Origin of the sequence: Teichococcus coralli, from assembly GCF_009829925.1 — a bacterium.
GTDB lineage: Bacteria > Pseudomonadota > Alphaproteobacteria > Acetobacterales > Acetobacteraceae > Pseudoroseomonas > Pseudoroseomonas coralli.
This window is the reverse complement of sequence record NZ_SNVJ01000016.1, coordinates 95,865-111,863: the sequence shown is the minus strand read 5'-3', so window position 1 is coordinate 111,863 and position 15,999 is coordinate 95,865. Positions and strand designations below refer to the sequence as shown.

Sequence of the window (15,999 nt, the reverse complement as noted above, 5' to 3'; positions counted from 1 at the left end):
TCAGATCCGGAGGTTCTGTTAGACGTTCTCAATCCCGCCAACATCTGGCCCGGGCTCAGCGTCGGCATGGGCCGGGCGCCCGGCAATGCCGGCGGCGCCACCATGCGGCCCTATGAGCAGGCGCGCATCCTGGGTGGCGGCTCCTCGATCAACGGCATCGGCGCCAACCGCGGCTCGCCGCATGACTACGCGGAATGGGAGGCCGAGGGCGCCGCGGGCTGGGGGTGGCAGGATGTGCTGCCCTATTTCCGCAGGCTGGAGAGCGACCTCGACCTCGGCGCCGACGACGCGGTGCACGGAAACGGCGGGCCACTGCCGATCCAGCGCGTGCCGCGCGACATCCATACGCCCTTCGCCCGCCAGGTGGAGGCGGAGCTGAACCGGCAGGGCCATCCCTCGCGCGAGGACCAGAACGGCGCCTGGGAGGATGGCGTGTTTCCCATCACCGTCAACCTGGATCGCGCGGGCCGCCGCACCTCCACCGCCACGGTCTACCTGACCGACGCCGTGCGCGCCCGCCCCAACCTGACGCTCTGGACGGAGACCGAGGCCGAGCGCCTGCTCTTTGAGGGGCGGCGCGTCACCGGCGCCGCGCTGCGCCGGGGCTCGGAGGCGGTCACGGTGCGCGCGCGGCGGATCGTCGTCAGCGCCGGGGCGCTGCATTCGCCGGCGCTGCTGATGCGCAGCGGCATCGGGCCGGGGCGCGCGCTGGCGGCGCTCGGCATCCCCGTGGTGGCGGCGCGCGAGGGGGTGGGGCGAAACCTGCTGGAGCACCCCTCCATCGGCGTTTCCGCCTTCATCCGCGCCGACGCGCGGCTGCCGCCGGGGGACCGCTACCACATCCAGTCCATCCTGCGCTGGTCCTCCGGGATGGAGGGCGCGCCGCCGGGCGACATGCACACCGCGGTCAACACCCGCTCCGGCTGGCACGCCGTCGGCCACCGCATCGCCACGCTGTTCTCCTGGGTCAACAAATCCTACTCGCATGGCACGGTGGCGCTGGCCTCGCCCGACCCGCACACGCCGCCGCAGGTGGATTTCCGCATGCTCTCCGACGCGCGCGACCTGGAGCGGCTGGCCCAGGCCTTCCGCCTGGCGGCCGGAGTGCTGCAGGCCCCCGCCCTGGCGGGCATGGTGCAGGCGGTCTTTCCCTCCACCTATTCGGCGCGGGTGAAATCGCTGCTGAAACTGTCCACGCGCAACCGGCTGCTGACCGCGCTGGCCGGGCCGGCGATGGACCGCAGCGCCGCCATCCGCGACCGCGTGCTGGCCCTGGCGCAGGACGGCGTCGCGCCGCTCGGCCTGCTCTGCCACGACGAGGATGCGCTGCACCGGCACCTGCGCGAGCATGTCGGCGGCGTCTGGCATCCCTGCGGCACCTGCCGCATGGGGTCGGAGGACGACCCGCGGGCGGTGTGCGACCCCGCGGGGCGGGTGATCGGCGTCGAGGGGCTGGTGGTCTGCGATGCCTCCCTCATGCCGACCATCCCCTGCGCCAACCTGAACCTGCCCGTCATCATGATGGCCGAGAAGGTGGCCGACGGGCTGCGCGCAGCGGGCTGAGCCGCATTCCGCCGGAAGGCGGGGATGACATGGCAGGGCATGCGGGCGTTCCATGCCACGCATGATCCGCGCCCTGTCCCTGGCCAGCCTGGTCGTGACCGCCCTCAGCCTCGGCCTGTCCTTCGCCCATGTGCTGGAGGCGCCGCCCCGCCTGCTCGACTGGCCGCCGGAGCTCTGGCGCGAGGCCACCGTGTTCCACGGCCAGTTCCGGCTCTTCGGCCTGCTCGGTGGCCCGCTGGATGGCGGCGCGGTGCTGGTGACGGCGGCGCTTGCCATCGCGTTGCGCGGGCGGCGGCCGGCTTTCGGTTATGGACTGACCGGCGCGGCGCTCTTCGCCGGCAGCCTCGTTGTCTGGTTCGCCTGGGTGGCGCCCGCCAACGGCATTCTCGCCACCTGGCGGCCTGGCCCCATCCCGGCCGATTTCGAGGCGGTGCGGAGCCGGTGGGAGAGCGGGCACATGGCCGTCGCCGGCCTCAAGCTGCTGGGCTTCGTCGCGGTTGCGCTTGCCGTCCTGCCAGGCCGCGCAGCAAGCCAGACCGGAACGGCGGACTGAATTCCCATGCCTCCTTCCGGACGATTGACACGCCTCCAAAGCTGCGGAACTCTGGTAAAGCGATTTACTAAACCGCTTTATTCTGAGGACGATGCTCCGCAAGCCCTCCAGCCGCCCTGCCCGGGTCAAGGACGTCGCCGCGCTGGCCGAGGTCTCGGTCACCACGGTGTCGCGCTACCTGAACGCGGGTCTCGTCCTGCCGCCGGCCACGGCAGAGCGGATCGACGCGGCCGTGCGCCAGCTCGCCTACCAGCCCAACCGCCTCGCCCGCAGCCTCAGCCTCGGCCGTTCCGACACCATCGGGCTGGTGGTGCCGGAAATCGCCAACCCCTTCTTCGCCCATCTCGCCGCCGCGGTGGAGGAAGCCGCCGAGGCCGCGGGGCTGGGCCTGCTGCTCTGCGCCACGCTGAACCGGCTGGACCGCGAGCTGGACTACCTGGAGCGCCTGCGCAGCCACCAGGTGGACGGCCTGATCTTCCTGACCAACCATCACGACGACGGCCGGCTGGCGGAAGGCATCCGCGCCTCCCGCAACCTCGTGCTGATCGACGAGGACGTGGCCGGCACCAGCGTGCCCAAGCTGTTCTGCGACAATCTCCAGGGGGGCCGGCTGGCCGGCGAGCGGCTGCTGGCCGCCGGGCACCGGCGCCTCGGCTTCGTCGGCGGCCCGGTCGGCCTGATGAGCACGGATGAGCGGCTGGACGGGCTGCGCGCCGCGGCCGGCGCCGTGGCGGGGGCGGCGGTTGCCTGGGCCTGCTCCGGCCCGCACACGCCGGAGCAGGGCCGCGCCGCCGCCGCCGCCTGGCTCGCCCTGCGCGACCGTCCGACCGGCCTGCTGCTCGGCAGCGGCGTGCTGCTGGACGGCTTCCTGGAAGCCGTGCGCGAGGCCGGGATCGCCGTGCCGGACGCGCTTTCCCTGGTGGCCTTCGACGATGTCGGGCCGCTGCACCTCTTCAACCCGCCCGTCACCGCCATCCGCCAGCCGGTCGCCGAGCTTGGCCGGCAGGGCGTCGCGCTGCTACGCGGCCGGCTGCGCGGCGAGCCGGCGGGCCCGCCCCTTCGCCTCCCGGTGGAGCTGGTGGAGCGGCACTCCGTCGCCTCCCCGCCCGCCCGCCCAACACGGAAAGCCATTCACCCATGACCAAGACGAAGGTTCTGCTCGTCGGCGAAAGCTGGGCGACCTCCGCCACCCACTACAAGGGCTTCGACCAGTTCGGCAGCGTCACCTTCCACCTGGGCGCCGAGCCGCTGGTGGCCGCGCTGCGCGACAGCCCCTTCGAGCTGACCTACATGCCCGCGCACGAGGCGGCGCAGGGCTTCCCCTTCGCGGCCGAGGGGCTGGCGCAGTACGACGTCATCCTGCTCTCCGACCTTGGCGCCAACACGCTGCTGCTGCCGCCCGAGGTCTGGCTGCACGGCCGCCCGGTGCCCAACCGGCTGAAGCTGATCCGCGACTGGACGGCGCAGGGCGGCGGGCTGGCCATGATCGGCGGCTATTTCTCCTTCCAGGGCATCGACGGCCGCGCGCGCTGGCGCCGCACCCCGGTGGAAGAGGCGCTGCCGGTCGAGTGCCTGCCCTACGACGACCGCATCGAGGTGCCGGACGGCTTCGTCGCCGAGCTGGCGCCGGAGGCCGCCGCGCACCCAATCTTCCAGGGCCTGCCGCAGCCGATGCCGATGCTGCTCGGCGCCAACGAGGTCGTGGTGAAGCCGGGCGCCGAGGTGCTGGCCCGCCTGCCCGCCAGCGAGGGCGGCCATCCGCTGCTGGTCACCGGCAAGCACGGCAAGGGTCGCACCCTGGCCTGGACCTCCGACATCGGCCCGCACTGGCTGCCGCAGCCCTTCGTGGACTGGGAAGGCTACGCCACGCTGTGGCGCAACACGTTGGGCTGGCTGGCGGGGCGCGACGCCTGATGCCCGCCAAGCCTGTCTTCCGCCCCCGCCCCAACGCCATCGAGACGCTGTTCGGCCGCCGCAAGGCCGTGATCGGCGTCATCCATTCGCTCGCCCTGCCCGGCTCCCCCGGCTATGACGGGCGGCCGATGGCGGAGATCGTCGATTTCGCCGTCGCCGAGGCCGAGCGCTACCGCGCCGGCGGCGTGGACGGGCTGATCGTCGAGAACCACGGCGACATTCCCTTCAGCAAGCCCGAGCATCTCGGCCCCGAGACCGCCGCCGGCATGGCGGTGATGACCGACGCGGTGCGCCGCGCCAGCGGCCTCACCGTCGGCGTCAACGTGCTGGCCAACGGCGCCATCCAGGCGCTGGCCGTCGCCAAGGCCGCCGGCGCCAGCTTCATCCGCGTCAATCAGTGGGCCAACGCCTATGTGGCGAACGAGGGCTTCGTCGAAGGCCCCGCCGCCGCCGCGACGCGCTACCGCGCCTGGCTGCAGGCGCGTGAGGTGAAGATCTTCGCCGACGTGCACGTCAAGCACGGCGCGCACGCCATCACCGGCGACCGCTCGATCCCCGAGCTGGCGCGCGACGTCGAGTTCTTCGACGCCGACGTGGCCATCGCCACCGGCCAGCGCACCGGCGATTCCGCGACAATGGAGGAGCTGTCCACCATCGCCGGGGGCACCGCCCTGCCGGTTGCGGTCGGCTCGGGCGTGACGCCGGACAACGTCGGCGACATCCTCACCGTGGCCGATGCCGTCATTGTCGCCAGCTACCTCAAGCAGGACGGCGTATGGTGGAACCCGGTGGACCCCGAGCGGCTCCGCACCTTCATGGCCGCGGTGGAGCGCGCGCGGGCATGAGCCGCCTCCTCGTCCTCGGCAATGCCGGCATCGACCTGCTCTGTCCGGTGCCGCACTTGCCGCGGCCGGGGGAAACGCTGGTCGCGATGGACCAGGTCCGCGCGCCCGGCGGCAAGGGGCTGAACCAGGCGGTGGTGGCGGCCCGCGCCGGCGCCGCCGTGCGCTTCGTGGCGCCGGTGGGCCAGGACGGCGCGGCGGCGGAACTGGTGGCCGCCCTCGGCGCCGAGCCGCTGGACGGGCTCGCCCTGCTGCCGCAGGACGCACCCACCGACCTTTCGCTGCTGATGGTGGCCGCGGATGCGGAGAACTGCATCCTCAGCCTCGGCGCCGCCGCCGACGCGCTGCCGGCCGCCGCGGCCGAGGCCGAGGCGGCCGCGCTCGGCCCGGACGACATGCTGCTGGTGCAGGGCAACCTCTCGCGGCAGGCCACCGCCGCCGCCATGCGGATGGCGGTGGGGCGCGGCGCCCGCGTGCTGCTGAACGCCGCGCCGCTGCGCTGGGACATGGCGGCGCTGCTGCCGCTCTGCACGCTGGTGGTCGCCAATGCCGGCGAGGCGGAGGCGCTGACCGGGCAGGCGGGCGCCGAGGCCGCCGAGGCGCTGCACCACGCCGGTGCCGGCCTGGCACTGGTGACGCTGGGAGCCGAAGGCTGCGTCGCCGCCGGGAGGGCGGGCACCACGCACCACGCCGCGACGCCGGCCCGCGCGGTGGACACCACCGGGGCCGGCGACACCTTCTGCGGCACCCTGGCCGCGTGCCTGCTGGCGGGCGACGCGCTCGCCCCCGCCATCGCGGCGGCGCAGCGCGCGGCGGCGCTCACCGTGGCGCGGCCCGGCGCCTTCGCCGCTCTGCCCTCCGCCGAGGAACTGCGCGCCCTGCTGGCGGAGCCCCGCGCATGAGCGCCGCCGTGCTGGAGATGGCGGGCTTCAGCGTCGATCTCGGCCCGGCTGGCCGGCGCGTGCGGGTGGTGGAGGACCTCTCCCTCACCCTGCATCCCGGCCGCATCACCTGCCTGGTCGGCGAGAGCGGCTCGGGCAAGAGCGTCACCGCCATGGCGCTGATGCGGCTGCTGGCCCCGGGGCAGTTCGCCATCCGCGCCGACCGGCTGCGCTTCGAGGGGAAGGACATCGCCGGGCTCGACGAGCGCGGCATGGCGCGGCTGCGCGGCAACCGCATGGCGATGATCTTCCAGGAGCCGATGACCTCGCTCAACCCGGTCTTCACGGTGGGCGACCAGGTCGGCGAGGCGCTGCGGGTGCATCGCGGCCTCTCCGCCGCCGCCGCGCGGGAGCGCGCGCTGGAGGCGCTGCGGCAGGTGCAGATCCCGGCGCCGGAGCGGCGGCTGGACGCCTATCCGCACGAGCTTTCCGGCGGCATGCGGCAGCGTGTGATGATCGCCATGGCGCTGGCCTGCGAGCCCGCCCTGCTGATCGCCGACGAGCCGACCACCGCGCTCGACGTCACCATCCAGGCGCAGATCCTGGCGCTGCTGGCGGCGCTGCGCGCGCAACACGGCACCGGCATCCTGTTCATCACGCACAATCTTGGCGTGGTCGCGGAGATCGCCGACGAGGTGGCGGTGATGTATGCCGGGCGCATCGTCGAGCGCGCGCCGGCCGCCGCGCTCTTCGAGGGCGCGCAGCACCCCTATACCCTGGCGCTGCTGGCCGCCATGCCCTCGCTCACCGGCACGCAGGAACGGCTGGAGCCGATTCCCGGCCGCATGCCCCCGGCCGGCGAGGCGCCGCCCGGCTGCCGCTTCGCACCGCGCTGCCCCTTCGCCGCCGCCCAATGCGCCGAGGCGCCGCCGCTCCGTGGTATGGCGCCGGGGCATGACGTCGCCTGCTGGCGCGCCCCTGTGGAGGCCCTGGCATGAATACGCCGCTGCTTCGCGCTGAAGGGTTGCACTGCATCTATCCGCTGCCCGGCGGGCGCACCCTGCGCGCGGTGGACGGCATCGACCTGACGCTGGCCCGCGGCGAGACGCTGGCGGTGGTCGGCGAGAGCGGCTGCGGCAAGAGCACGCTGGGCCGCCTGCTGCTGCGGCTGGAGGAGGCGCAGCAAGGGCGCATCCTGCTCGACGGCATCGACATGCGCGGCCTGCGCGGCGCCGCCCTGCGCGCCATGCGGCGGCGGGTGCAGGTGGTTTTCCAGGACCCCTATGGCTCGCTGAACCCGCGCGAGCGCATCCGCGACGTGCTGGTGCGGCCGATGCTGCTGCACCGCCTCTGCACCCGCGCCGAGGCGGAGCGCCGCGCCGCCGCGCTGATGGAGCGGGTCGGCCTTTCGCCGGCGCAGCTCGACCGGCTGCCGCACCNAGGCGGAGCGCCGCGCCGCCGCGCTGATGGAGCGGGTCGGCCTTTCGCCGGCGCAGCTCGACCGGCTGCCGCACCAGTTCAGCGGCGGGCAGCGGCAGCGCATCGCCATCGCCCGCGCGCTGTCCGTCGGGCCGGACCTGATCGTCTGCGACGAGCCGGTCTCGGCGCTCGACGTCTCCGTGCAGGCGCAGGTGGTGAACCTGTTGCAGGACCTGCAGCGCGAGCGCGGCGTGGCGCTGCTGTTCATCTCGCACGACCTGGCGGTGGTGCGTCACCTCGCCCACCAGGTGGCGGTGATGTATGCCGGGCGGGTGGTCGAGGCGGGACCGGCGGCGCGCATCTTCACCGACCCGCGCCATCCCTATACCCGCGCCCTGCTGGAGGCCGCGCCGCGCACCGAGACCGGCCCGCGCCACCACACGGCGCTGGCCGGCGAGCCGCCGAACCCCGCCGCGCCGCCGCCCGGCTGCCGCTTCGCCCCCCGCTGCCCCGCCGCGCGCGCGGTCTGCCGGCAGGATCCGCAGCCCGCCCTGCGCGAGATCGCGTTGGGCGAGATCGCGTTGGGCGAGATCGCGTTGGGCGAGATCGCCTTGAGCGAGGTCGCCTTGAGCGAGGTCGCCCTTGGGCAGCGCGCCGCCTGCCACTTCGCCGAAACGTTGCCGCCCTTCACCGCGCTCGCCGCCGGCGCCGACGCCCCGCCGGCCCTGGCCGCGCGCATCGCCGCCTACCGCGCCGCGCGCGACCGCGAAGCCGCCGCCGTTCCCGAAAGCCCCGCCCCATGCGCATGATCGCCGGACGGCTGCTCGCCCTCGTGCCCGTGCTGTTCGGGCTCTGCGTGCTGTCCTTCCTGCTGCTGGCCAGCGTGCCGGGCGACCCGGTGACGGCCATGCTCGGCCTGGAGGCCGACCCCGCCGCGATCGCCACGCTGCGCGCCAAGTATGCGCTGGACCAGCCGCTGCCGCTGCGCTTCATCGCCTGGTTCTGGCAGGTGCTGCACGCCGACCTCGGCCGCTCCATCCAGACCGGGCGGCCGGTTCTGGAGATGATCGGCGCGGCGCTGCTGCCGACCCTGCAGCTCGCCCTGGCGGCGCTGCTGGTCTCGCTGGTGATCGCCATCCCCGCCGGCGTGGTGGCGGCGACCCGGCGCAACGGTGCGGCCGACTTCGGCGCCACGCTGCTGGCGCTCTGCGGCCTGTCGCTGCCGAGCTTCTGGCTGGGCATCCTGCTGATCATGGGCTTCTCCATCGCCCTGCCGGTGCTGCCCTCCTCCGGCCATGTGCCCTTCGGGGAAAACCCCTGGGAGGCGCTGCGCCACCTCGCCTTGCCGGCGCTGACGCTGGGCGCCGCCATGGCCGCCGCCACCATGCGCATGACGCGCGCGGCGATGATCGAGATCCTTTCCGCCGACTTCATCCGCACCGCCCGCGCCAAGGGCGTGCCGGCGCGCCGCGTGGTCTGGCGCCACGCGCTGCGCAACGCGCTGATGCCGGTGGTGACGCTGGTCGGGCTGCAGCTCGGCCAGCTCATGGGCGGCGTGGTGGTGACGGAAAGCGTCTTTTCCTGGCCCGGCATCGGCAAGCTGACGGTGGACGCCATCTTCGCGCGCGACTTCCCCGTGGTGCAGGGCGCCATCCTGGTGACGGCGACGCTGTTCGTGCTGATCAACCTCGTCACCGACCTGCTCTACGCCGTGCTCGACCCCCGGCTGAGGAAGCGCGCATGAGCGCCCCCTCCGTGAGCGCCACCATGACCCGCGCGCCGCTGTGGCGCCGCCTGCTGCGCGACCCGCGCGCGGCGCTCGGCCTGCTGCTGGTCGGCCTCGCGGTGCTGGGCGCCGTGCTGGCGCCGCTGCTGCCGCTGCCGGGGCCGGAGACGCCGGACTTCCTGGCCACCCTCGCGCCGCCCGCCGGCGCCCATCCGCTCGGCACCGACGACCTGGGGCGGGACACGCTCGCCCGCATCCTGGCCGGGGCGCGCGTCTCGCTGCTGGTGGGGGTGGCGAGCGTCGGCGCGGCGCTGCTGCTGGGCGGCGCCATCGGGCTGGTCTCGGGTTTTCTGGGCGGCTGGGTGGACACGGTGCTGATGCGACTGATGGACGTGCTGCTGGCCTTTCCCGGCATCCTGCTGGCGCTCGGCATCACCGCCGCCCTCGGCGCCTCGCTGACCAACACCGTGATCGCCATCGCCGTGGTCAACCTGCCGGTGCTGGCGCGCGTGGCGCGCGGGCAGGCGCTGGCGCTGCGCGGGCTGGACTACGTGCGGGCGCAGCAGGCGCTCGGCTTCGGGCCGCTGACCATCCTGTGGCGCGCCGTGCTGCCCAACGCGCTCTCGCCCATCCTGGTGCAGGCCTCGGTGCTGCTGGCCGCCTCGATCATCACGGAATCCTACCTTTCCTTTCTCGGCCTCGGCGTGCAGCCGCCCACCCCGAGCTGGGGCAACATGCTGCGCGACGCCATCGGCTTCCTGGACCAGGCGCCCTGGCTCGCCTGGTTTCCCGGCCTCGCCATCTTTCTCACCGTGCTGGGCTTCAACCTGCTCGGCGACGGGGTGCGCGACCGGCTGGACCCGCGTGACTGATGCCTGCCCGCAATTCAAAAATCCGACGGAGGCTCCGCATGAACGTCCTGAACGACCGCCCCGCTCTCGGCCGCCGCGCCCTGCTGGCCGGCGCCGCCGCCCTGCCCGCCGCGCTGGCGCTGCCCGCCGCGCGCGCCCAGGAAGGGCCGCGCACCCTCGCCATCGGCGTCGTTTCCGACCCCGTGACGCTGGACCCGGCCTTCTCCGGCTCCTTCTTCGAGAACCAGGTGCTCTACAACCTGCACGAGACGCTGCTGGTGGCGGCGCCGGACGGCAGCATCTCCCCCGGCCTCGCCAGCTTCACCCAGCCGGACCCGCAGACCTACGCCTTCACCCTGCGCGAGGGCCTGACCTTCCATGACGGCACCCGGCTCGACGCGGCCGCGGCCAAGGCCAATATCGACCGCTACCTCGACCCCGCCGTGGGCTCGATCCGCCGCGCCGACTTCGGCCCGGTGCGCGAGGTGGCCGTCACCGGTCCGCTGACCTTCGAGCTGCGCCTCTCGGCGCCCTATGCGCCGCTGCCGCTGGTGCTGACCAACCGCGCCGGCATGATGGTCTCGCCAACCGCGGTGAAGGCGCTGGGCGCCGACTTCGCGGCCAAGGCCGTGGGCTGCGGACCGTGGAAGCTGGCGAGCTGGACCAAGAACGCCGAGCTGGTGCTGGAGAAGTTCGACGGCTACTGGCGCGGCCAGGAGCACGGCTTCGACCGCCTGCTCTTCCGCCCGCTGCCGGACGAGACGGTGCGGCTCGCCAACCTGCGCAGCAACACGCTACAGCTGATCGACAGCGTGCCGCCGCAGGCGGTCGCCACGCTGGGGCGGGAGGCGGCGCTGCGCGTCTCGCAGATGCCGAGCCTCGGCTTCAACGCCTTCGCCTTCAACTGCACCCGCGCGCCCTTCGACGACCCGCGCCTGCGGCAGGCCTTCACCGCGGCGGTGGACCCGGCGGTGATCCAGCGCGTGGTGTATTTCGGCACCGGGCGCCCGGCGGCCGGCCCGCTTTCCCCGGCGGTGCCCTGGGCCTTTGACGCCGAGCTGCCGCTGCGCGGCGGCAAGCCGGAGGAGGCCAAGGCGCTGCTGAAGCAGGCGGGCGCCAATGAGCCGGTGCCGGTGGCCATCACCGTCACCAACTCGCCGGCCATGGTGCGCATCGCGCAGATCCTGCAGGCGCAGGCGGGCGCCGCCGGCTTCAAGGTCGAGGTGCGGCAGATCGACCCAACGAGCCTGATCACCGTGCTGCGCCAGCGGGACTTCGACCTCTGCATGGCGCCCTGGTCGGGCCGCTACGACCCGGACGGCAACATGTTCAACTATTTCACCAAGGGCGGCCCGAACAACTTCGCCGGCTACGACAGCGAGGAGGTGACAGGCCTGCTGCAGAAGGCGCGCACGATCGCCGACCAGGCGGAGCGGGCGAAGCTCTACCAGCAGGCGCAGCGCCGGATCGCGGAGGACGCGCCGATGCTGTTCCTGCATTTCGACGCCATCATCCAGGCTTCCTCGGCGAAGCTGACCTGGACGCAGTACCCGGACGCGGTGTTCCGCCTCTACGGCGCGAAGCTGGGCTGAGGCGGCGCGGGCAGCGGCGCGGGATTCACTCCCGCGCCGCTGCCGGTCAGCCTTCGAAGCGGTCGGCCCAGGCCTTGTGCGCGGGCAGGCCGAGGATCTCGGACACCTCGGCGTAGCTCGCCATGGCGTCCTGCCGCGACCGCGTGGTGCCCTCCCGCCGCAACGCCTCCAGCGTGCCGCCGATTGCCCGCACGGCGGAGAACAGCGTGCTCACCGCGTAGAGCACCACGCTGAAGCCGAGCTGTTGAAGCTCCACCGTGGTGAGCGCGGCGGCCTCGTTGCCGTCCACGATGGAGACCACCTTGGGGCCCGGCACCGCCCGCGCCACCGCCTCGACCTCGGCGATTGTCCTGATGCCGTCCACGAAGACGAGGTCCACCCCGGCCTGCTGGTAAAGCCGGGCGCGGCGCACCGCCTCCTCGATGCCCATGGCGGGCAGGGCGTCGGTGCGGCCGATCACGAGCAGGTCGTCCTCCCCGCGCGCCGCCAGGGCGCAGCGCAGCCGCAGCGCGCTTTCCTCCGCCTCCATCAGCCGGATGCCGGCAAGCTGCCCGCAGCGCTTCGGCGCCACCTGGTCCTCCAGGTGGATCGCCGCCACGCCGGCCTGGACGTATTCCCGCACGGTGCGCTGGATGTTGGAGGGACCGCCATAGCCGGTGTCAGCATCGGCGATCACCGGGATCGTCACGGCGCGCGTCATGCTGCGGGCCTGCTCGGTCATCTCGGTCTGCGAGAGCAGGCCGATATCGGGCATGCCGAGCCGGCTGGCGGTGGCGCCGAAGCCGGTCATGTAGACGGCGGGGAAGCCGGCCTGCTCCGCCATCCTCGCCGTCAGGGCGTCGGGCGCGCCCGGCGCGACGATGATCTCCCCGCCCTTCAGCAGGCTTCTCAGCCGCGCCGCTGCGTGCATGTCGTCTCCTCCCGTCGTCGGCCGGAAAGACTGCCATCCCGCGGCTTCCGCCACCATGCCGTTGCCGGGGGCCGCACCTCCGGCCCTCCTCAGCCGCCGGAGCCCGCGGAAGGGCCATGCGTCGCCGGCCTTGCAATTGCTCGGGCCGGACGCCATCTGGCTGATCGGTCCGCAACAACTGAAAGGAGGTGATCCAGTGTCTCATTGTTTCGCGAAGGCGTCCGTCGCCACGGCCTGGATCTCCACGGTGAACACGGTCACCGCGGCCTGATCCAGGCCGAAGTCCGGCTGCGGTGACGCCCGCAGACAATGCGAAGGCCCTGGGGGCAGCCCCGGGGCCTTCTTCATGTCCGGCCCCCCCCGCCCTCAGCGCCCGGCTGTCTGGCCGCTGGCGGAACGCTCCAGATACCTGAGCGTGGTCGGGCGGAGATGCTCGTCGATCCAGCGCGCCATCGCCTCCTCCTCCTGCAGCGACTGCCGCAGCAGGCCCAGCCCATCCTGGTGGCCGACCGTTTCGGCGAGCACCAGCAGGCTCCTGTAGGAGGCGATCTCGAAATGCTCGAAGGCGAAGTTGGCGAAGGTGTTCTTCACCACCTCGTCCGGTGCCGGGGCGTGGGCCAGCGCGGCCATGTTGCCCATGAACTGCAGCCCCATGTCCTTCAGGGTGGAGTTGGTGGACCCAAAGGCCTCCAGCAGCTGCTCGATGCGCTTCGCCTGCTGCTCGGATTCCCCGATGTGCTCGCGCAGCCGCGCTTCCATCTCGGGGTAGTTCTCCAGGCGCCCGACCTGCCGCTCCAGAAGCTGAACGGCCTGCTTCTCGACGGCATGCTGGTTGCGCAGGCCGCTGACATAGATTTCCTGCGCATGTCGCGTGGTTTCGCTCACATTCCGGCTCCCTGGCTGCTGGCGGGCGGCCGCCCGCATGGACAGGAACCCAACCGCGCGCCTGCCGCCGGGTTCCAGCCGTGCCGGAGCCTCGGCAGAGGCGTTGCGAGCGCCTGTCGCTCGCCGCCAATACACTTGGCCGACCTGCGCCGCCTCGCCACGGAGGCGGAGCGGAGGGCGGCCCTGCCTTTCCAGAGGCGCAACCGCCGCCGCAGGGCCGGGTTGGAGCAGCACGTCCGGCGCCTTCGCCGGACTTGGCGACCCGGCGATCGGCCCCACCTCAGGGCTCAGGCCGGGTGGCGGGGAGGACGGCGCTTGCCATTGCTGACGAAGGAGGATCTGCGGCGCCATTCCCGGCTGGGCTGGGCCAGCCTGTTCGCGCTGGCCGCCGCGGCCCTCGCGCTCTGGCTGACGGGCCGCCACGGCGCGGCGCTGGGGACCGGGGGAGGCCTGCTCGGCTGCCTGGCGCTGGTGCTGCCGCCGCGCGAGCGTATGCCCATCCTGCCCTGGCGCCTGCGCGCCCTGCCCCGCCGGCTGGATGCCGCCCCGGTTCTTGGCACGCTGGTCTCCTGCCCGGGCTATGGCCTGGGCTGGTTCTATCTCCCCGGCCCCTATGACGAGATCGTGCACCTGGTGAACGGGATGCTGGCGGGCGCCGTTTTCGCTGCCCTGCTGCAAGCCGACCGGCGGCGGCGCGGCGTGCTGCAGCTTGCCGTCGCCGGCGCCGCCTGCGGCCTCGCGGTCGGCGCCGGCTGGGAAGTGTTCGAGGCGCTGACCGGGTTGATCGGCGACTGGACCGACACCTGGACGGATGTGCTGCTGACCACCCTCGGCGCCACCTTCGCCGCCGCTCTCGCCCGCGCCTTCGACGGGCGCCGGAAGCCGCCGCCACACCCGGCGGCAGCCATGCCTCGCGCCCGCTGGCACCAGCCCTGACCCCGCGTGCTTGTCGCCACCTACAATATCCATCGTGGCCGCCCGCCCGGCGGCCTGTTCCGGCCGGAGCGCATCGAGGGCGTGATCGCCGAGATCCGCCCCGGCCTCATCGCCTTGCAGGAGGCGCAGCACTATCTCCGGCGCGGCACCGGGATGCTGGACGCGCGGCGGCTGGAACGCGAGCTGGGCCTGCGGCTGCTGCACGTCACCAACCGCGCGGGCGAGCAGGGCTGGCGTAGCAACCTGCTGCTCGTGCGCCGCGAGGCCAGGGTGCTGCACGGGCCGGTGGGCCTTCGCCTCGGCGGATGGGAGCCGCGCGGCGCCATCCTCGTGGAGCTGGATCTCGGCACCGGGCCGCTGCGCGTCATCGCCACCCATCTCAGCCTGGGCGCACGACGGAGGGAGCTTCAGGCGGCGGCGCTGCTGGAGGCGATGCGGGCCCGCGCCCGGCACCCGATGCCGACGCTGCTGCTCGGCGACTTCAACGAATGGCGGCGCGGCAGGTCGGCACTCGGCATCCTGGAGCGGGTCTTCGGCGACCCGCCGCATCCGCCGAGCTTCCCCTCCTTCTTCCCGCACCTGGCGCTGGACCGCATCCTGGCCGATCCGCCCGCGCTGGTGACGTGCGTCGAGGCGCATGACACGCCGCTCGCCCGGCGCGCCTCGGACCACCTGCCGCTGAAGGCAGTGCTGGCGGAGAACGGCCCGGGGGAATGAATTCCCCCGCTCGCCTTCACCCCCGCAGCACGCGCCGCGCGATGGCCATGCGATGCACTTCCGTCGGCCCCTCATAGATGCGCATCAGCCGCACCTGCTGCGCGAAGAGCTGCAGCGGAAGCTCCTTGGTCATGCCCATGGCGCCGAAGCTCTGCATCGCCTGGTCCACCACCTCCTGCGCCATCTCGGTGCCGAAGACCTTGATCATCGAGGCCTCGTTGCGCACGTCCCCGCCGGCATCGAGCGTCTCGGCGGCGGCATGCACCATCAGGCGGCAGGCATGGATGCGGATGGCGGCATCGGCGATCCACCACTGGATGGCCTGCCGGTCGGCCAGCTTTACCCCGAAGGTGACGCGCTGCTTCACCTGCTCCGTCATCATGTCCAGCGCCCGCCGGGCGATGCCGACGCAGCGCGCGCCCACCTGCAGCCGCCGGATGTTCAGGCGGAGCTGCATCGGCGCGTAGCCGCGGCCCAGCTCGCCCAGCACCTGCCGCGCGGGCAGCCGGCAATCCTCGAAGACCAGCTCATAGGTGCGCCGGCCGCCGATCATCGGGATCTCGCGCTCGATGGTGAAGCCCGGCGTGCCGCGCTCGACGATGAAGGCCGTCATGCCCTCCTCGCGCTTGCCCTCGCCGGTGCGCGCCATGACGATGATGAAGTCGCAATAGGGTACGCGGCTGACCCAGATCTTGCGGCCGTTCAGCACCCAGTCCTCGCCGTCCCGCATGGCGCGGGTGAGCATCCCCGCCGGGTCGCCGCCGGCGCCCGGCTCGGAAATCGCGATGGCCGACTTCATCCGGCCCTCGGCATAGGGCGTCAGGTAGGCCTCGCGCTGCCAGGAGCTCGCCACCGCCATCAGCATGTGCAGGTTCGGGGAATCGGGCGGGAACTCGAACGGCGCGATGGTGCGGGAAACCTCCTCCTCCACCAGCATCCGCGCCACCGCGGGAAGGTCGGCGCCGCCCATCGCCTCCGGCACGTCGAGGCCCCAGAGGCCAAGCTCCTTGCACTTGGCGAGAAGCGGCGCCTCCTCCTCCTCGGTCAGGCCGTACTTGCCGCCCGACGCCTCGCGCGCCAGCACCGCGGGCTCCAGCGGCATCAGCTCGCGCGCGACGAACTTCGCCACCATGTCCTGCAGCATGCGGTGCTCTTCGGTGATGCTCGTCAGCATCGCGGTTCCTTCCCCTGGATGAAACAAGTTCTGGGG

The 15,999-nt window shown here is 73.0% G+C and carries 16 protein-coding genes and 1 pseudogene; 14 read left to right on the top strand and 3 right to left on the bottom strand.

The window, feature by feature from the left end; genetic code table 11:
- The 12 genes and pseudogenes from E0493_RS16825 to E0493_RS16775 all read left to right on the top strand — a co-directional run.
- Positions 1-1,563: GMC family oxidoreductase (locus E0493_RS16825; RefSeq protein ID WP_160938403.1), on the top strand; the 1,563-nt coding region annotated here is incomplete at its 5' end.
- Between the two features lie 52 nt (positions 1,564-1,615).
- A complete protein-coding gene (locus tag E0493_RS16820) occupies positions 1,616-2,116 on the top strand; it encodes a hypothetical protein (protein WP_202397171.1) in 501 nt (166 codons plus the stop codon).
- Positions 2,117-2,207: 91 nt separating this feature from the next.
- The gene (locus E0493_RS16815) at positions 2,208-3,257 is read left to right on the top strand and encodes a LacI family DNA-binding transcriptional regulator (protein WP_160938402.1); all 1,050 of its coding nucleotides are present in this window, start codon (positions 2,208-2,210) and stop codon (positions 3,255-3,257) included.
- Positions 3,254-4,030 (top strand): glutamine amidotransferase, encoded by a 777-nt coding sequence (locus tag E0493_RS16810; RefSeq protein WP_160938401.1) that lies wholly within the window; start codon positions 3,254-3,256, stop codon positions 4,028-4,030. Before E0493_RS16815 ends, E0493_RS16810 begins: the two co-directional genes overlap by 4 nt.
- A complete protein-coding gene (locus tag E0493_RS16805; protein ID WP_160938400.1) occupies positions 4,030-4,875 on the top strand; it encodes a BtpA/SgcQ family protein in 846 nt (281 codons plus the stop codon). Before E0493_RS16810 ends, E0493_RS16805 begins: the two co-directional genes overlap by 1 nt.
- Positions 4,872-5,774, top strand: coding sequence for a PfkB family carbohydrate kinase (locus tag E0493_RS16800; RefSeq protein ID WP_160938399.1), 903 nt, complete (start codon positions 4,872-4,874; stop codon positions 5,772-5,774). Before E0493_RS16805 ends, E0493_RS16800 begins: the two co-directional genes overlap by 4 nt.
- Complete coding sequence (locus tag E0493_RS16795; protein ID WP_160938398.1) at positions 5,771-6,751, top strand: ABC transporter ATP-binding protein; 981 nt, start codon at positions 5,771-5,773, stop codon at positions 6,749-6,751. Before E0493_RS16800 ends, E0493_RS16795 begins: the two co-directional genes overlap by 4 nt.
- A pseudogene (locus tag E0493_RS23490) lies at positions 6,748-7,116 on the top strand (ATP-binding cassette domain-containing protein); the annotation flags it as partial. The gene E0493_RS16795 and the pseudogene E0493_RS23490, both read left to right, overlap by 4 nt.
- Before the next feature lie 103 nt (positions 7,117-7,219).
- Positions 7,220-7,981 carry an oligopeptide/dipeptide ABC transporter ATP-binding protein gene (locus E0493_RS23485; RefSeq protein ID WP_235913840.1) on the top strand — a complete coding sequence of 254 codons (762 nt, stop codon included), beginning with the start codon at positions 7,220-7,222 and terminating at the stop codon, positions 7,979-7,981.
- Complete coding sequence (locus E0493_RS16785; RefSeq protein WP_160938397.1) at positions 7,972-8,916, top strand: ABC transporter permease; 945 nt, start codon at positions 7,972-7,974, stop codon at positions 8,914-8,916. The genes E0493_RS23485 and E0493_RS16785 overlap by 10 nt, the downstream gene beginning before the upstream one ends.
- Positions 8,913-9,770 (top strand): ABC transporter permease, encoded by an 858-nt coding sequence (locus E0493_RS16780; RefSeq protein ID WP_160938396.1) that lies wholly within the window; start codon positions 8,913-8,915, stop codon positions 9,768-9,770. The genes E0493_RS16785 and E0493_RS16780 overlap by 4 nt, the downstream gene beginning before the upstream one ends.
- Positions 9,771-9,808: 38 nt before the next feature.
- A complete protein-coding gene (locus tag E0493_RS16775) occupies positions 9,809-11,341 on the top strand; it encodes an ABC transporter substrate-binding protein (protein WP_160938395.1) in 1,533 nt (510 codons plus the stop codon).
- A gap of 46 nt (positions 11,342-11,387) precedes the next feature.
- On the opposite strand, the gene E0493_RS16770 is transcribed toward E0493_RS16775, so the two are convergent.
- Both E0493_RS16770 and E0493_RS16765 read right to left on the bottom strand, forming a co-directional pair.
- A complete protein-coding gene (locus E0493_RS16770) occupies positions 11,388-12,251 on the bottom strand; it encodes an isocitrate lyase/PEP mutase family protein (RefSeq protein WP_160938394.1) in 864 nt (287 codons plus the stop codon).
- Positions 12,252-12,617: 366 nt separating this feature from the next.
- Positions 12,618-13,136 (bottom strand): ferritin-like domain-containing protein, encoded by a 519-nt coding sequence (locus E0493_RS16765; RefSeq protein WP_367614532.1) that lies wholly within the window; start codon positions 13,134-13,136, stop codon positions 12,618-12,620.
- A gap of 315 nt (positions 13,137-13,451) precedes the next feature.
- On the opposite strand from E0493_RS16765, the gene E0493_RS16760 reads away from it, so the two are divergent.
- Together E0493_RS16760 and E0493_RS16755 are read left to right on the top strand one after the other, a co-directional pair.
- Positions 13,452-14,072, top strand: a complete 621-nt coding sequence (locus tag E0493_RS16760; protein WP_160938392.1) for a hypothetical protein — start codon at positions 13,452-13,454, stop codon at positions 14,070-14,072.
- Between the two features lie 6 nt (positions 14,073-14,078).
- Positions 14,079-14,789, top strand: coding sequence for an endonuclease/exonuclease/phosphatase family protein (locus E0493_RS16755; RefSeq protein WP_160938391.1), 711 nt, complete (start codon positions 14,079-14,081; stop codon positions 14,787-14,789).
- Positions 14,790-14,805: 16 nt separating this feature from the next.
- On the opposite strand, the gene E0493_RS16750 is transcribed toward E0493_RS16755, so the two are convergent.
- On the bottom strand, positions 14,806-15,963 hold the full coding sequence (locus tag E0493_RS16750) for an acyl-CoA dehydrogenase family protein (protein ID WP_160938390.1): 1,158 nt from the start codon (positions 15,961-15,963) through the stop codon (positions 14,806-14,808).
- Positions 15,964-15,999: the final 36 nt, after the last annotated feature.

What these genes read in the sequence shown, in the direction of transcription:
- E0493_RS16785 (WP_160938397.1), top strand. Translation starts at nt 7,972, where the DNA reads ATGCGCATGATCGCCGGACGGCTGCTCGCCCTCGTGCCCGTGCTGTTC.
- E0493_RS16770 (WP_160938394.1), bottom strand. Translation starts at nt 12,251, where the DNA reads ATGCACGCAGCGGCGCGGCTGAGAAGCCTGCTGAAGGGCGGGGAGATC.
- E0493_RS16800 (WP_160938399.1), top strand. Translation starts at nt 4,872, where the DNA reads ATGAGCCGCCTCCTCGTCCTCGGCAATGCCGGCATCGACCTGCTCTGT.
- E0493_RS23485 (WP_235913840.1), top strand. Translation starts at nt 7,220, where the DNA reads ATGGAGCGGGTCGGCCTTTCGCCGGCGCAGCTCGACCGGCTGCCGCAC.
- E0493_RS16810 (WP_160938401.1), top strand. Translation starts at nt 3,254, where the DNA reads ATGACCAAGACGAAGGTTCTGCTCGTCGGCGAAAGCTGGGCGACCTCC.
- E0493_RS16820 (WP_202397171.1), top strand. Translation starts at nt 1,616, where the DNA reads ATGCCACGCATGATCCGCGCCCTGTCCCTGGCCAGCCTGGTCGTGACC.
- E0493_RS16775 (WP_160938395.1), top strand. Translation starts at nt 9,809, where the DNA reads ATGAACGTCCTGAACGACCGCCCCGCTCTCGGCCGCCGCGCCCTGCTG.
- E0493_RS16795 (WP_160938398.1), top strand. Translation starts at nt 5,771, where the DNA reads ATGAGCGCCGCCGTGCTGGAGATGGCGGGCTTCAGCGTCGATCTCGGC.
- E0493_RS16780 (WP_160938396.1), top strand. Translation starts at nt 8,913, where the DNA reads ATGAGCGCCCCCTCCGTGAGCGCCACCATGACCCGCGCGCCGCTGTGG.
- E0493_RS16750 (WP_160938390.1), bottom strand. Translation starts at nt 15,963, where the DNA reads ATGCTGACGAGCATCACCGAAGAGCACCGCATGCTGCAGGACATGGTG.
- E0493_RS16815 (WP_160938402.1), top strand. Translation starts at nt 2,208, where the DNA reads ATGCTCCGCAAGCCCTCCAGCCGCCCTGCCCGGGTCAAGGACGTCGCC.
- E0493_RS16805 (WP_160938400.1), top strand. Translation starts at nt 4,030, where the DNA reads ATGCCCGCCAAGCCTGTCTTCCGCCCCCGCCCCAACGCCATCGAGACG.